At 64.5% G+C, this 15,438-nt stretch carries 14 protein-coding genes; 6 read left to right on the top strand and 8 right to left on the bottom strand.

Annotated features, from left to right (window positions below):
- Positions 1-16 precede the first annotated feature (16 nt).
- The gene (gene leuD / locus AC0L2D_RS29845; protein ID WP_013528787.1) at positions 17-622 is read right to left on the bottom strand and encodes a 3-isopropylmalate dehydratase small subunit; all 606 of its coding nucleotides are present in this window, start codon (positions 620-622) and stop codon (positions 17-19) included.
- Positions 623-750: 128 nt separating this feature from the next.
- Here leuD and AC0L2D_RS29850 point away from each other — a divergent pair, with 128 nt between their 5' ends.
- A complete protein-coding gene (locus AC0L2D_RS29850) occupies positions 751-1,176 on the top strand; it encodes a GNAT family N-acetyltransferase (protein ID WP_473543747.1) in 426 nt (141 codons plus the stop codon).
- A gap of 76 nt (positions 1,177-1,252) precedes the next feature.
- On the opposite strand, the gene AC0L2D_RS29855 is transcribed toward AC0L2D_RS29850, so the two are convergent.
- Genes AC0L2D_RS29855 through AC0L2D_RS29870 form a run of 4 tightly spaced genes read right to left on the bottom strand, consistent with a single transcriptional unit; the run spans position 1,253 to position 6,275 of the window.
- Positions 1,253-2,419 (bottom strand): NAD(P)/FAD-dependent oxidoreductase, encoded by a 1,167-nt coding sequence (locus AC0L2D_RS29855; RefSeq protein WP_473543749.1) that lies wholly within the window; start codon positions 2,417-2,419, stop codon positions 1,253-1,255.
- Between the two features lie 29 nt (positions 2,420-2,448).
- Positions 2,449-4,050 (bottom strand): ATP-binding protein, encoded by a 1,602-nt coding sequence (locus AC0L2D_RS29860; RefSeq protein ID WP_473543751.1) that lies wholly within the window; start codon positions 4,048-4,050, stop codon positions 2,449-2,451.
- Positions 4,041-4,733, bottom strand: a complete 693-nt coding sequence (locus AC0L2D_RS29865) for a response regulator (protein WP_473543753.1) — start codon at positions 4,731-4,733, stop codon at positions 4,041-4,043. The genes AC0L2D_RS29860 and AC0L2D_RS29865 overlap by 10 nt, the downstream gene beginning before the upstream one ends.
- Before the next feature lie 3 nt (positions 4,734-4,736).
- Positions 4,737-6,275 carry a DUF4153 domain-containing protein gene (locus AC0L2D_RS29870; RefSeq protein WP_027162866.1) on the bottom strand — a complete coding sequence of 513 codons (1,539 nt, stop codon included), beginning with the start codon at positions 6,273-6,275 and terminating at the stop codon, positions 4,737-4,739.
- Between the two features lie 340 nt (positions 6,276-6,615).
- Between AC0L2D_RS29870 and AC0L2D_RS29875 the strand changes: the two genes are divergently transcribed.
- Together AC0L2D_RS29875 and AC0L2D_RS29880 are read left to right on the top strand one after the other, a co-directional pair.
- The gene (locus AC0L2D_RS29875) at positions 6,616-7,491 is read left to right on the top strand and encodes an HpcH/HpaI aldolase/citrate lyase family protein (protein WP_024504050.1); all 876 of its coding nucleotides are present in this window, start codon (positions 6,616-6,618) and stop codon (positions 7,489-7,491) included.
- Between the two features lie 51 nt (positions 7,492-7,542).
- Positions 7,543-7,749 carry a DUF1737 domain-containing protein gene (locus AC0L2D_RS29880; RefSeq protein WP_013528780.1) on the top strand — a complete coding sequence of 69 codons (207 nt, stop codon included), beginning with the start codon at positions 7,543-7,545 and terminating at the stop codon, positions 7,747-7,749.
- 187 nt (positions 7,750-7,936) lie between these two features.
- Here AC0L2D_RS29880 and AC0L2D_RS29885 read toward each other — a convergent pair whose 3' ends face one another.
- Positions 7,937-8,359 carry a metallopeptidase family protein gene (locus AC0L2D_RS29885; protein ID WP_473543755.1) on the bottom strand — a complete coding sequence of 141 codons (423 nt, stop codon included), beginning with the start codon at positions 8,357-8,359 and terminating at the stop codon, positions 7,937-7,939.
- A 182-nt stretch (positions 8,360-8,541) separates the two neighbouring features.
- On the opposite strand from AC0L2D_RS29885, the gene AC0L2D_RS29890 reads away from it, so the two are divergent.
- From AC0L2D_RS29890 to AC0L2D_RS29900, 3 genes are read left to right on the top strand one after another with little or no spacing between them, the layout of a single operon-like run.
- Entirely contained in the window at positions 8,542-9,579 is a 1,038-nt protein-coding gene (locus AC0L2D_RS29890; RefSeq protein WP_063173393.1) for an ImuA family protein, read from the top strand.
- A complete protein-coding gene (locus AC0L2D_RS29895; protein WP_063173394.1) occupies positions 9,521-10,999 on the top strand; it encodes a DUF6504 family protein in 1,479 nt (492 codons plus the stop codon). The genes AC0L2D_RS29890 and AC0L2D_RS29895 overlap by 59 nt, the downstream gene beginning before the upstream one ends.
- Positions 10,996-14,343: an error-prone DNA polymerase gene (locus AC0L2D_RS29900; RefSeq protein WP_473543757.1), complete on the top strand. Its 3,348-nt coding sequence runs from the start codon at positions 10,996-10,998 to the stop codon at positions 14,341-14,343. The genes AC0L2D_RS29895 and AC0L2D_RS29900 overlap by 4 nt, the downstream gene beginning before the upstream one ends.
- 96 nt (positions 14,344-14,439) lie before the next feature.
- Here AC0L2D_RS29900 and AC0L2D_RS29905 read toward each other — a convergent pair whose 3' ends face one another.
- Both AC0L2D_RS29905 and AC0L2D_RS29910 read right to left on the bottom strand, forming a co-directional pair.
- Positions 14,440-14,679 carry a Trm112 family protein gene (locus AC0L2D_RS29905; RefSeq protein ID WP_013528775.1) on the bottom strand — a complete coding sequence of 80 codons (240 nt, stop codon included), beginning with the start codon at positions 14,677-14,679 and terminating at the stop codon, positions 14,440-14,442.
- 9 nt (positions 14,680-14,688) lie between these two features.
- A complete protein-coding gene (locus AC0L2D_RS29910; RefSeq protein ID WP_024504054.1) occupies positions 14,689-15,360 on the bottom strand; it encodes an LON peptidase substrate-binding domain-containing protein in 672 nt (223 codons plus the stop codon).
- Positions 15,361-15,438: the final 78 nt, after the last annotated feature.

The following is a 15,438-nucleotide window of genomic DNA, read 5'->3' on the forward strand; positions in this document are numbered from 1 at the left end:
GTCCGGAGCGCGCCGCTCAGGCCCAGGGGCGCTGTTCGGCGTTCCGCTTCTCGAACGAAGCGATGGCGCCGGCTTTCTCCATGGTCAGGCCGATATCGTCGAGCCCGTTGAGCAGGCAGTGCCGCTTGAAGTCGTCGAGGTCGAATTTGACCACGCCGCCATCCGGCCCACGGATTTCCTTGGCTTCGAGGTCTACCGACACGGTGGCATTGGAGCCGCGCGAGGCGTCGTCCATCAGCTTCTCGAGATCCTCGGGGCTGACGGTGATCGGCAGGATGCCGTTCTTGAAGCAGTTGTTGTAGAAAATGTCGGCGAACGAGGTCGAGATGACGCAGCGAATACCGAAGTCGAGCAGCGCCCATGGTGCGTGCTCGCGGCTGGAACCGCAGCCGAAATTGTCGCCGGCGACCAGGATCTGCGCCTTGCGGTAGGCCGGCTTGTTGAGCACGAAATCCGGGTTTTCCGAACCGTCGTCCTTGTAGCGCATTTCGGCGAACAGGCCGGTGCCGAGCCCGGTGCGCTTGATCGTCTTGAGGTAATCCTTGGGGATGATCATGTCGGTGTCGACATTGACGATCGGCATCGGAGCGGCGACGCCGGTGAGCTTGGTGAATTTTTCCATGGCTTTTGCCCGTGTTTTCGTTGCGGGGGAATTTGCTGAGGCCCGGTTTACACAAAGCCGGCGGCAAATAAAAGGCAACTGTTCGTGCATGGTGGCACAAGCCAGCCCGATGGTGCAATCTAGCGGCCATGGCAGAAAACGCACACGTCCTCTATAACAGAGAACCCGCGCTCGACGTCGCCGAATTCCGTCGCGTGCTGGTCGAATCCGGCCTCGGCGAAACACGGCCGATCGATGATGAAGCGCGGCTGCGGGCGATGCTGTCGGGCGCCAATCTGGTACTGACCGCGCGCCTTGATATTCAGGGCAAGCCGCTGATCGGCGTCATCAGGGCGATCACCGACTTCTCCTGGGTCTGCTACATCTCCGAACTGGCCGTTTCCCGATCGGCACAGGGGCTCGGCATCGGCAAGGGCCTGATGGACGAGGCGCGCCGGCAGCTTGGACCATCGGTCGCCATCAGCCTGATCTCCATGCCCGATGCCGTAGGCTTCTACGAACGTATCGGCATGAAGCGCATGGCCGACGCCTTCTGGTTCGACCGCAAGGGCTGAGGCTCGCTCGAAATACTCTTCCGCAACCGTGGCGATCCTTCGCGCCAGCGTCAAAAAGGACCTTCCCTTTGCCCGCTCAAATCACATTCAATTCCCGGAACGCCCTTCCCTCCGCCACCCGCTCATACCCGAACGCCGAGCAATCCACCGTGCGATAGCCGCCATGCACGATCAGTTCGGCCAGCGCTTTGCCCACTGCTGGCGCCTGCTGCAGGCCGTGGCCGGAAAAGCCGTTGGCGAACAGGAAATTGCCGACGTCGGGATGCGGACCGATCACCGCGTTCTGGTCGAGCGTGTTGTAGTCGTAGTGGCCGGCCCAGGCACGGGTCGGCTTGATCGCCTCGAAGGCGGGAATACGGGTCGCCAGCACCGGCCAGATCACCTCTTCGAACAGTGGCCAGTTTACCTCGAAGTCGCCGGGATCGGGTGCGCAGTCACCTTCCTCCGGTTCGGCGCCGCCGGTGAGGTAGACCGAGCCTTCCGGACGGACATAGATGCCGGAGGGATCGACCAGCAGCGGCATGTCGGCATATTTCTCGCGCGCCTCGAAGACGAAGACATTGCGCTTGCGCGGCTCGACCGGCAGCTCAAGCCCGGCCATGGCAGCCACCTTGCCGGCGTTCGGGCCGGCGGCGTTGACGACGATGCCAGCCTCCAGCATCTCGCCATTGCCGAGGCTCACTCCCGTGACGCGGTTGCCATCGCGCGCGATGCCGGTGACATCTGCGGCGATGAAATCGACTTTCTTCTGCCGCAGCGCCTTGCGGAACAGCGTCAGCATCGCATGCGCGTCGAACCAGCCTTCGCCGCTGCGGCCATAGGCGCCGGCTGAAATGCCCTCGGTCGACAGCCATGGGAACCGGCGCACCAGCTGATCCGCGTCCTCCAGCACAATGTCGGCGCCCTCGGCCATCTGCGCCTGGTGATTGCTCCTCAGGATCGGCAAGCCGTCCTCGCCGGCAAGGATGAGGTAGCCGCCCTCGCGAAAGCCGATATCGGCGTCATCCCCGAACTCTTCCTTCAGCCGCCGGAACAGCTTCAGCGTGAACTGCGACAGGCGGATGTTTTCCGGGATCGAGAATTGCTGGCGGATCGAGGCCATGGACAGCGTCGTTGCCGCATGCGCGAATTGCGGATCACGCTCGACCAGCGCGATCGTGCCGGAAAACCCTTGCTCACGCAGGTAATAGGCGACCGAGGAGCCGACGATGGCTCCGCCGATGATGACGATGTCGTAGCGCATGTTCTCTCCGATCCGGCCGATAATGTCCTTCACGCCACCGGCAGAATGACCTCGAAGCGCGTGCCGCGCTCGCTGTCAACCAGCGCGATCATACCATCATGCGCTTTCAGGAGGGCCAGCACGATGCCGAGGCCCATGCCGGTGCCACCCTGTTCGCGCCGCGTGGTGAAGAACGGCTCGAAAATGCGCGCCCGGTTGCTCGGCGAAATGCCGGCACCGTCGTCGCTGACCAGGATGCTCGCCTTGCCGCCGGCGCTCGTAGCGGAGACAGAAACCTGCATCGCGCCATGCCTGGCCGAATTGTCGATGAGATTGGCCAGCACGATAGCCGCGTTCTCGGCCGATATGCGCAAGTCGATGTCGCCGCCGGCCCCGATGCTAACCGCGAGCCTGTTGTCGACGGGCAGCAGCGACAGTGCCGCACCGAGCGATGTGCTTTCGCCGCTCGGCGCCAGGTTTTCGGCGCGTGCCAGGTCGAGCAGGCGCCGCACCAGCAGATTGAGCCGCCCCGCATCGGTGACGATATTGTTGGAGAAACGCCGCCGCTCCGCATCGTCCATCGCGCCACCGGAATCGCGCAGCAATTCGGCCGCGCCCTGGATCGCCGTCAGCGGCGATTTGAGCTCATGCGAGACATGTGTGGCGAAAGTCTGGACCGAGTCCGACCGCGCCTGAAGCTTCTCGGCCATGTCGAGGAAGGCGGCGGACAGCTCCGCCATCTCTCGCGTGCCGTGGTGGTCGAGCGGCCGGATCGCCGTGCGGTCGCCGGCGGCGATGCGCTCGGTGCGGTCGATCAGCGCATAGATCGGCCGGCTGACGGTGCGCAGGAAGATGAGACCGATGAGCAGCGTGCCGCCGAGAATGGCGATCGCCGCCAACGTCACCTTGCCACGTTCGCCATAGAGATGTTTGATGATGTTGTTGGGCGTCCGCGACACATAGACGACGCCGGCGACCTGGCCGTCGACAGCGACCGGCAGGGCGACGAAGACACGCACCTTGGTGCCGCGGCTGACCGAATAGAGCGGTGGCGTCGGCTGGTCGGGAATGCGCAGCCTGAGCGCGCTGGCATAGCGGCCGGCAAGTGCTGTGCGCACCTCTTCGACCGCACTGAGCGACTGGCCGACCTCGCCGCGCCCGGCAATGACGACGCCCCGGGGGTCGAGCAGCCGGAAGCCGGCCAGCGTGGTTTTCTGGGTGGCGTCGAGGATGCCGGACAGGCGCGCGCCGATCACCGCGAAGGCGGGATCGACGATCGCCGGCATCGCCGCCGGCCGGGTCGGCAGGACATAATCCGAGGCAAGATCGAGCTGCGGTTCGATTGGCCTGTAGAGCGGGTCCGGATTGACGCTGCGGCTTGAATCCCCACTTGGCTCCGGCATCGGCGCACCGAGCTTTTCCGGTGGGATGCCGGCGTCACGGACATCCCGCGCATAGATGGCGGCGATGGCAGCGCCTTGCGCGATCAGCTCCGCCTCGGTCTGGCGGATCAGCTGGTTCTCGTAGAGGCGGAAGAAGAACAGGCCGACCAGTGGCAAGGCCATCACCATGATCAGGATGGCGACGACGACCGTGGCAAGCCGTGGCCGCCATTTGCGGCCGATCCATTTGCTGGAGGCCGTCAGCCGCATCGGCCAAGCCGGAAGCCAACGCCATGCACCGTCTCGATGACATTTGGGCAACCCACGGCTGCCAGTTTGGCGCGGATGTTGCGGATGTGGCTGTCGACGGTGCGGCCGGCGACGTGGATGTTTGCGGCATAGGCGCTGGCCGTCACCGCGTCGCGGTCGAGCACATGCGCCGGCCGCGCCAGGAACCCCTTCAGGATCGAGAACTCTATTCCTGTCAACGATAACGGTTTGCCGTCGAAGCTGGCGGTATGGCTGGCCGGCGCCAGAGCCAGTTTGCCATGCGAAAACTGCCTGTCGTCGGCCGGTTCGGGCGCCGCCGGGCGGGCACGCCGCAGGATGACGTTGACGCGGGCAACCAGCTCGCGCGGGCTGAATGGTTTCGTCACATAGTCGTCGCCGCCCATTTCGAGCCCGAGAATGCGGTCGATCTCCTCGTCGCGCGCAGAGAGGAACAGCACCGGCACATCGGATATTTGCCGCAGCCGCCGGCAGACCTCCAGCCCGTCCATTTCCGGCATGCCGATATCGAGCACGACGAGGTCCGGTGCCCGGCGGCCGATTGCCTGCAAGGCGGCGGCACCGTCGGCCACCCCTGTCGTTTCCATGCCGGCCTTCTCCAAGGCAAAGCAGATCACCTCGCGGATGTGCGGGTCATCGTCGGCGACGAGGATGTGATGCGGCATGGATCAGCGGCCCGGCATGGAAGGTTCGATAGCGGAGGGAATCACGAACGGCTCCTTGGTGTCGAGATATCGAAGCAGCCGCCAGTCGCGAAAGCTCCAGGCCCGCCAGTTCTGCTGGATAGTTCGATACCAGATTTCGTCGCTGCCGCGCACGCCGGCCAGTTCGCGGACAGTGCCGGCGGCCGCCGTCTTGCCCTGGTGCTCGAGGAAGCGATCGAGCGCGGGAAACGCGCCCGGACCGAGCGAGTGAAGATACCAGGCGTCTAGGGGAATGCCCTGGCCGGTCATTTCGAGGGAATGGTCGACATTGTAATTGGCGATCGTTGCTGCGAAATTGATGAAACAGCCGGCATAAAGCGTCAGGGATAACGTCAGAAGATTGGCGGACAGCAGCCATTCGTTGGATTTTCTAAGCGCGATGCGGGCAATGATCAGGGCAAGGCCTGCTGCCACCAGCCCCATCCAGACAAAGGCGGCGACGCGCCAGTAGGTCAATGCATAGATGCCGATATAGAGGTCGAGCCGCAGGATCGACGAGATGACCAGCATGATGTTCTGCGCCACCCAGACATAGACCAGCCGGCGGATCAGCGGATCGGCCGAGGTTTCGCTGCCGGGTCGCAGCGCTGCCAGCACGAAGCCGGCGGCAAGCAGTGCCGTGACGATCAAGGGATAGGCGCCACGATGCGCGTAGGAGGCGTAGCTCAGCCCATCGGGAAGCGCTGCCCCGCCCCACAGATAGGCGGCGTCGAGCGCCGTCTGCAGCGCAAACAGGATGTTGAAGACGATCAGGGCGCGCAGGATGGCGGCCTTGCCGAACAGGATGTCTTCGATGGTGGTGGCGGTTTTGCCGGCTTGAGCGCTGACCGCCGGCAACGCGCGCGGGATGCGGCGAATCAGGCGCGGCAGGCGCGGTCGCAGAAAAGCCCAGACAGCGGCGAGCACGAACAGCCAGAAGGCAATCCGCGCCAGCTGGATAAGATCGAGCAGCCTCACGAGATCGATCAGCGACAGCCAATAGTCGATGACCGGATTGGCGGCACCGAACAGCGCCAGGAAGACCGCGCCCAGCGTCAGCGGCATCACCCAGACGGCGATCGCCGCCAGCCGGATGCGACGCCCACCGAACCGCCGCGCCGTCCTGCGCCAGCGGATGAAATCAATGACGAAGCGGAACGGCGCCGCCAGCCCGAACAGCACGATCTGCCCGGCAATGCGGGCGATGCTGTGCCGCAGCCGGCCGCTCAACGAAAGCGCGAAGACGGTCAGCGCCGCCAGCGCGATCGAGACCGACAGGGTGCTGACGTTTTCAGCCAGCGGCAGCAGCGCGACAAGCATGGCGATGGGCTTGAGCCAGACCCGGCCGTCGTTGAAGGCGGCCGGGTGCACAGCCACGACCGCCGCGGCAATCAGCAGGGCGAACAGGAAAACCGTGATCCCGGCGGGCTGGCCATAGAACAGAAAATCCGCGAGCGCTGCCAGCAGGATGGCGACACCGAAACGGCTGCAATAGCTCGGCGCGGCGGAGAACAACGCTGTCATGACCTGGCTTTCCTGATGGCTTCCAGCCGAACCGTTGGCGGGCTTCTGCGGACAAAGGGAATGAGGGTTGCGACGGGACACGCGCGCGGCGGATCGGCCAGCCACCAGCCCTCGCTACGCAGTCGGTGAGGCAGGGACCAACGGGGCTTTGCTCGCTTGTGCATGCCGCTTGTCTCGCAAGCGGGCGGGGAAACGGCAGGGCGGATCCGAGGAGGTTTTCCGCAGGCCCGTGCAGTTTTCGTGCAGGGGTAAACGCTGCCGATCTCCCCCCTCGAGGGGGGAGATTGGTAGCTTCATGCCCCGACTTGCCTCGACCAACCACAAGCGGCATAGATCATCCATGGAAACCTATCGCCCGCGCCGCTCCGTGCTCTACATCCCGGCCTCCAGCGACAAGGCCTTGGCCAAGATCGCGCAGCTTGCCTGCGATGCCATCATCATCGACCTGGAAGACGCCGTCGCTCCGGCCGACAAGATCGCCGCCCGCGAAAAACTGGCCGGCATTTTCGCCGGCCATTCCGAGAGACGCTGCGAGATGATCGTGCGCATCAATGCGATATCAGGCGAATGGGGCGCCGACGACCTGCTGGCGGCCGCAAGCTGCGAACCCGACGGCATCCTTCTGCCCAAGGTCGACACGCCGCGCGACCTGCTCGAGGCCGGCGACGTGCTTGACGACAATTTTACCCCCGACAGCGTGAAACTATGGGCGATGATCGAGACGCCCAAGGCGCTGCTCAACATCGGCGCCATCGCCGAACTTGGCCGCGATCCGGCCTCGCGGCTCAATTGTTTCGTTGCCGGAACGAATGATCTGGTCAAGGAGACCGGCATTCTGGCGACGCCTGACAGGCGCTACCTCGTGCCATGGCTGATGCAGATGGTGCTGGCCGCACGCGCCGGCGGCATCGACATGCTCGACGGCGTCTCCAACGATTTTCGCGACCTCGACGCCTTCGCCCATGAATGCGCGGAAGCCGCGGCCATGGGGTTCGACGGCAAGAGCCTCATCCACCCGGCCCAGATCGAAGCCGCGAACCGCGCCTTCGTGCCGTCCACGGAAGCGGTGGCCGAGGCACGCTCGGTGAAGGAAGCCTTCGCGCTCGCCGAGAATGCCGGCAAGGGTGTGATCGCGCTGAACGGCAGGATGGTCGAACGGCTGCACCTGGCGCAGGCCGAAAAACTGCTGGCGAAGGCAGCCGCCATCGGGTCATAAATGCTCGATGGATGCGAGCGGGCTACAGCTACTCACGACAGGAATTGAACAATGAAACTCTACCGCTTTCTGTCCGCTCCGGACGATGCCAGCTTCTGCCACAAGGTGACAGCGGCGCTGAACAAGGGCTGGCATCTGTTCGGCTCGCCGACCTATGCCTACGACAAGAAGGCCAAAGCGATGCGTTGCGGCCAGGCCGTGGTCAAGGATATCGACGGTCAGGAATACGGGCCCGATACCAAGCTGAGTGACTGGTAGATTTGAAAAGCTCCGACGCAGGGTGTGTTGAGATTCAGGTCAGGCCGAGTCGAAAATGGTGGTTTCCGAGAACCGGAGCGGAGCGTACTTTTGGTTACGTGAGCACAGTTCTACCGCGACGCGGTAGAGCGGGGAAGCGCAGGAAGCCATCATTTGCAGGCGGGCATCACCTGAATATCAGCGCACCCTACTCCGCCGCCTCTTCGATCTTCTCCATATCTTCGTCCGACAGGCCGAAATGGTGGCCGATCTCGTGGATCAGCACGTGGGTGACGATGTCGCCCAGCGTCTCTTCGTTCTCGGACCAGTAATCGAGGATGGCGCGGCGGTAGAGCGTGATGCGGTTCGGGCCTTCGCCGGTCTGCGGGTTCCAGCGCTCGGCGATGCCGCGTCCCTCGAACAGGCCGAGCAGGTCGAATGGCGTTTCCAGCGACAGATCGTCCATGATTTCGTCGGTTGGGAATTCGGCGATCTGGATGACGATCTCGCCGGTCAGCTTGCGAAAATCCTCCGGCAGATGGGCGTACGCCTCCAGCGCCAGGAACTCCATTTCGTCCATCAAGGGCGAGAGTTCGTCGTGCCAGGTGCGGGTCTTGTAGATGCGGGCCATGCTTTGTCCTTTGATTCCGGCATATAGGCTTTCGCACCGGAATCGGCAAATGAACGGGCCGATGCGCCTGCGCCATCCCTGCAGAGAGGAATAAATTCCCCATGACTCTGCTTGACTCTTGGGATGCGCTCTGGAATCTATAGGAACATAACAGGAACAATTGTGAGTGGAAGCTGACCGTCATGGCGATGACCGCCGTGGCGCGGGAGACTGTTTTTGCCCTGCGCCGCCAGATCGCGAAAATCGAGGGAACGCTGCCCGAGCGCTTGGCTGCGCCGGCAGCCGCACCCTTTGATGCTGACGTCAACACTGATCTCACAATCGTCCGGCGTGGCATTGCCGCGGCGTTGCCGGATGCGTTCCTGCCTATCGGCGTTGGGCGCCTCGATGCCGCCCTGAGCGGCGGGCTGCCGAAGGCCGCCCTGAGCGAAATCCATGGGCTTGAAACCCGCGATGCCGGGGCCGTCGCCGGCTTCGCTTTGTCGCTCACCAGCCTGATCCTCAAGCAAACGCCGGGGCTGCCGGTGCTGTGGATCGGCACATCGGAGATTTTTCGCGAGGCCGGCTTTCCCTATGCCAGGGGGCTTCACGCCTCGTTCGGCATCGAGCCGGAGCAATTGCTGTTTTCCGAGGCGCCAAGGCTCGTCGATGCACTGTGGGTCGCCGAGGAGGCGGCCCGGATGACGGCGCTCGCCGCCGTCATCCTGGAAATCCGCGGCAATCCGCAGCGGCTTGACCTGACCGCGACACGCCGGCTGCATGCAAGGGCGCAAGCGGCCGGCCGGCCGGTGTTCCTGCTGCGGCAGGCGGCTGGGCCCGAACCGACGGCGGCACCCGTCCGCCTCATCGTCGCCTCGGCGCCGGCGGTGCCGCGCGACACCATCGCCGGGCCGCTGGCCGGCTCGATCGGCCGCCCGGCCTTCACCCTCACCATCGGCAAGAGCCGCACGGCCCTGCCTGGACAATTCACACTGGAGTGGAACCCCGATGAACGCGCATTCGACGAAAGAGCGGGCGACGAAGGAGCAGGTGGGGAAAGAAACAGGCCAAAGAATCCTGTCCCTGTGGTTTCCCTATCTGGCGGCGGAAAGGATCCTGCGCCAGCGTCTGGGGCGGTCCTGGCGTTCCCGGCCGTCGGATCACCCCTCTCACCCGCCGCTCGTGATCAGCCATCGCGACCGCAACGCACAGCGCATCTCGGCCCTCGACGAGCGGGCTGAGGCGCTGCACCTGAAGCGCGACATGGGCATCGCCGATGCGCGCGCCATGCATCCGTCGATCGACGTCGTCGAGGCCGATCCGGAAGCCGATCGCCGCCTGCTCGAAGGCCTCGCCGACTGGTGCGACCGCTACACCCCGCTGGTGGCGCTGGACGGGGCAGACGGCCTGTTTCTCGACGTCACCGGCTGCACCCATCTGTTCGGCGGCGAGCGCGCCATGCTGGACGACATCCTGTCGCGCTTCTTCCATCAGGGTTTCGATGTCCGCGCCGGGCTTGCCGCGACGCCGGGCGCTGCCTGGGCGGCGGCACGCTTTTGCGGCGACCGCATCATTGTGTCAGGCGAGGAGGAGGCGCTGCTGGCGCCCCTGCCGCTGGCCGCGCTGCGCATAGAACCTTCGACCCGCACCAGCCTGGAAAGTGTGGGCCTGCGCACGGCGGGCGCCGTCATGGCGGCACCGCGCGCGCCGCTCGCCCGCCGCTTCGGCGCCCTGCTGCTCCTGCGCCTCGACCAGGCGCTTGGCCGGCTCGACGAGGCGGTGTCGCCGCGCCTGCCCGTCGCGCCGCTTTCGGTCGAACGCCACCTCGCCGAACCCGTCACCCTGACCGAGGACATCGAACGGCTGGTGGGCATGCTGGCGGCGACCTTGAAGACCGACCTCGAGCGCCGCGGCGAGGGCGCCCGGACGCTGGCGCTGCTGCTCTTTCGCGTCGACGGCGCCGTCAGCCGCATCGCGCTCGGTACCTCGCGGCCGATGCGCGAACCCATGCTGATCCAGAAACTGTTCCATGAAAGGCTGGCCGCGCTCGAACAGGATATCGATGCCGGCTATGGTTTCGATCTGGTGCGGCTCTCGGTGTTGGCATCAGCCACCTTCGACATGCAGCAGGCCGATCTTGCCGGCGAGGTGACCGACGACGGCGCCGATATCGCGCTGTTCGCCGACCGCATCCGCGCCCGGCTCGGCGATGGCGCGGTTCTCCGGCCGGTCGCGGTCGAAAGCCATCTGCCGGAGCGTGCCGTCGCCACCATCCCCTTCACCGACGCGCCGTGCCGGACCACGCCGCCGAAGAAGCCGGACAGGCTGCAGGCACCAAAAACCATATTTCCGCCGGAACGACCGATCCGGCTGTTCCGCTCGCCCGAACCCATCGATGTGCCGGCCACCGAAATGCCGGAAGGACCGCCGCTGAACTTCCGCTGGCGGCGCGCGCTCTACCGGGTCAAGCGCGCCGAAGGGCCGGAACGCATCGCCGCCGAATGGTGGCGGGAAGCGCCAAGCGACGAGGCGGCATCGACGCGCGACTATTTCCGCATCGAGGATGCCGACGGCCGCCGCTACTGGCTCTACCGGCAAGGCCTCTACGGCGGCGCCTCGCAAGTCCCGCCGCGCTGGTTCCTGCATGGAGTCTTCGCATGAACGCGCTGACCGTCATTCCCTATGCCGAGTTCGGCATCCAGTCGAATTTCTCCTTCCTGCGCGGCGCCTCCAAGCCGGAGGAGCTGGTGGTCGCGGCCAAGCTCCTGGGCTTCTCGGCGATCGGACTTGCCGACCGCAACACGGTGGCCGGCGTGGTGCGCGCCTGGCAGCAGGCCAAGGTCGAAAAACTCTCCTATCACCCCGGCTGCCGGCTGGTTTTTGACGACGGCACGCCGGACATCCTCGCCTATCCCCAGGACCGCAAGGGCTGGGGGCACCTCTGCCGCATGCTGACGCAAGCCAATCTGCGCGACGAGAACGAAAAAGGCGCCACCCTTCTCCAGCGCGGCGACCTGCTCGAATGGGGTGACCTGATGTCGCTGGCGGTCCTGCCCGGTCTGTCGACGGGGGCGCAAGACAGTCTTGCCTTGCTTGGTGAGCTCAAGGGCCGTTTCGGCAGGAACCTGCGGCTTGGCGTTTCGCCCGACTACGCCGGCAATGACCGTTTCCGCATCGAGCAGGCGGCAGCACTTGCCGAGAGCGCCGGCATTCCGCTGATGGCGACCAACGACGTTCTTTATCACACCGCCGAACGACGCCCGTTGCAGGACGTGCTGACCGCGATCCGCCTCAACACGCCCGTTGCCGAGGTCGGGCTGCAACTCTCCGCCAATGCCGAGCGCCATCTGAAGCCGCCGATGGAGATGGGCCGCCTGTTCCGCCGGCATCCGCAGGCGCTGGCCGAGACGCTGCGGTTTGCGCAAGAGCTGACTTTTTCGCTTGGCGACCTCCAGTACAACTACCCCGACGAGCCGACGGAATCGGGTCTTGGTCCACAGGCTGAGCTGGCGCGACTGGCGCGGGAGGGGGCGGCGAACCGCTATCCGGCTGGTGTGCCGGATTCCGTGACCAAGCGCATCGAGGAAGAGCTCGCTTTGATCGAACGCCTCAACTATGCCCGCTATTTCCTGACTGTCTACGACATCGTCAAGTTCGCGCGCAGCAAGGATATTCTCTGCCAGGGACGTGGATCAGCCGCCAATTCGGTCGTCTGCTTCTGCATCGGCATCACCGAAGTGGGGCCGGAAAAAATCGATTCGCTCTTCGAGCGCTTCATTTCCGAGGAGAGAAACGAACCGCCGGATATCGACGTCGATTTCGAGCACGAAAAGCGCGAAACCGTAATCCAGTACATCTACGAAAAATACAGCGGCAAGCGCACGGCACTTGCCGCCGCCGTCATCAGCTATCGCGGCCGGTCGGCGCTGCGCGAAGTGTCGAAGGCGATGGGCCTGTCCGAGGATGTCAGGGCATCGCTTTCCGGCTCGATCTGGGGTTGGTCGACATCGGAGCTTGGCGAGAAGGAAGCCCGCGCCGGCGGCCTCGACCGCACCGACCCGGTGTCGAGGCACGTGATGGAGCGTGCCAATGAGATCATGGGCTTCCCCCGCCATCTCTCCCAGCATGTCGGCGGCTTCGTCATCACCAGGAACCGGCTCGACGAGATTGTGCCCATCGTCAAGACGGCGATGGACGAGCGCAAGATGGTCGAATGGGACAAGGACGATCTCGACGCGGTGAAAGTCTTGAAAGTCGACGTGCTGGCGCTCGGCATGCTGACCTGCCTGCAACGCGCCTTCACCTTGCTCACGGATCACTATCCTAATGCGCGGGATGATTATGGGCAGCCCTATGTGTTGGCCACCCTGCCGCCGGAGGACAGGCAGGTCTACAAGATGATCTGCCGCGCCGACACGCTCGGCGTCTTCCAGATCGAATCGCGGGCGCAGATGTCGATGCTGCCGCGCCTCCAGCCGAAAACCTTTTATGATCTCGTCATCGAGGTGGCGATCGTTCGGCCGGGCCCGATCCAGGGCGATATGATCCATCCCTATCTGCGCCGCCGGCAAGGCAAGGAACAGGCCGAGTATCAAAAGCCGGAGCTGGAAGCGATCCTCAAGAAAACGCTTGGCGTACCGCTGTTCCAGGAACAGGCGATGAATATCGCCATCGTCGCCGGCGGTTTCAAACCGGGCGAAGCCGATGAACTGCGCCGCGCCATGGCCACCTTCAAGCGCACCGGCACCATCGGCAATTACCGCGACCGTATGATCAATGGCATGGTCGGCAAGGGCTACACGAAGGACTTCGCCGAGCGCTGCTTCAAGCAGATCGAGGGCTTTGGCGAATACGGCTTTCCTGAAAGCCATGCTGCTTCCTTCGCCCTGCTCGTCTATGCCTCCTGCTGGTTCAAGACCTTCTATCCCGACGTGTTCTGCGCCGCGATCCTGAATTCGCAGCCGATGGGGTTTTACCAGCCGGCCCAACTCGTGCGCGACGCAAGCGACCATGGCGTCGGCATCCGCGACGTCGACGTCAATTTTTCGGTGTGGGATTGTACGTTGGAAAAGGCGCCATTCGATCCGGCCCGCATCCTGCCACGCCATGCCGAAATGCGCGGCGTCATCGAGACAAATCATGCGCTGCGGCTCGGCTTCAGGCAGATCAAGGGCCTGTCGAAGGAGCGCATGGAGGCTTTCGTCGAGCGGCGCGGCTCAGGCTATGTATCCGTCAGGGATGTCTGGCTGCGCTCCGGCCTCGATGTCGGCGAGATCGAAAAACTGGCGCAGGCCGATGCCTTTCGCTCGCTCGGTCTTGACCGTCGCGAAGCCCTGTGGGCGGTGCGCGCGCTCGACGGCAAGAGCGCCGCCGAAAGGCTGCCGCTGTTCGACCAGCCGGCGCTTCGCCTGCGCGAGCTGGAACCGGAGACGAGGCTGCCGAAAATGCCGCTCGGCGAGCATGTCATCCACGATTACCGCGCGCTCGGCCTGTCGCTGAAGGCGCATCCGGTCGCCTTCCTGCGCGAGCGGCTCGACCGCGCCAGCGTCATCCCCAATGCGAATCTTCCTTCCGTGCGCGACGGCAGGCGCGTCTCGGTCGCCGGCCTCGTGCTGGTGCGGCAGCGCCCCGGCAAGGGCAATGCGATCTTCCTGACGCTGGAGGACGACAAGGCGGTGGCCAACATCATCTTCTGGCAAAGAACCTTCGACCGCTATCGGCCTATCGTCATGGGGGCCCGGTTCGTCAAGGTAACCGGGAAATTGCAGTCGGAATCGGGTGTGGTCCACATCGTTGCCGAGAAGATCGAGGATCTGACGCCCTGGCTGACCGTGCTTCTGGAGAAGGTCAGCGAGGCTGCACCAGCGGTTCCTCCGAGAGACCTCGCCAAGGACGGTTCGGATCGCTTCAGCCCCGCCAAACAAAGCGCGCCGATCCGGCAGGATCTCGCAACGCTGTCGGAAGAAGCGGAACAGGTCATGCCCAAGGGGCGGAATTTTCAGTAGGCAAGGCCATGCCAAGAACGGAACGAAAGCGGACGTCGGCGATCCTTCGCGCCCCCCTCTGTCCTGCCGGCCTATTGGGTACAAGAAACGTGCCCCTCAGCCCGGCCCACCCAGACGCGGCGGTGGCGGGGCCAGAACATCCTCCACCGAAAGCGTCCGCGCCTCGGAAGGCAGCATGATCGGGATGCCGTCACGCACCGGATAGGCAATCTTGGCGACCCTGGAAATCAGTTCGCCGCGCTCCGGATCCCAGGCCAGCGGCCCCTTGGTCAGTGGGCAGGCCAAGAGTTCCAGCAGCTTGGGGTCGACCTTCTTCCCGTCACGTCCGTCCGCCATCGCGCCCTCTTACTGCAAACTCGACCCAAAATCCTCATTCTCGCGCGCCAGCGCCATTTCGGTGATGGCGATCAGCGTCTCGGCCCGGGTCTTCAAATCCGCCGCTTCGAGCAGCGCCTGTTTCTCGGCTGGCCCGTAGGGCGCCATCATCGACAACGCATTGACCAGCATGGCATTTTCGGCCCGGCTGACGCTTTCCCAGTCGGCCTCGAGGTCGTTGGCCTGCAGATAGGCGCGAAATGCCTTGAGCAGCGATGGCCGGTCGATCTCGTTGCCCGCCTGGTCCTCATCGAGATCGGCAAGGAAAGGCGAGGGCTTGCACTGGCGAAACGGCGTCTTGACCGTCAATTCATGGGCGATGCGGAACCGGCACACGCCCTGCAGCGAAATCAGGTAACGGCCGTCGCCGCTCTCGGAAAAGGCGATGATGCGCCCGGTGCAACCGACATTGCAGAGTTCCGGCTCGCCGTCGTCGCGCAAGGCGCCGTCGAGACTGGGCTGGATGACGCCGATGAGCCGCGAGCCGGCGATCGCCTCGTCCACCATCTGCAGATAGCGCGGCTCGAAGATGTTGAGCGGCATGCGGCCTCCCGGCAGCAAAAGCGCCCCCTCGAGCGGAAAGATAGGGATCGTCGACGGCAAATCCTTGGCGAGCCGGTAATGCGCGTTTCCCGCTTGCACCTCGTTCCTCCGATCGCGCCATCAAGAAGCGCGTGAGTTCTTGGCCCTAATCTGGCGCAATCATCGCCGACGCCAAGC

The sequence above is a fragment of the Mesorhizobium sp. WSM4833 genome (genome assembly GCF_055811095.1).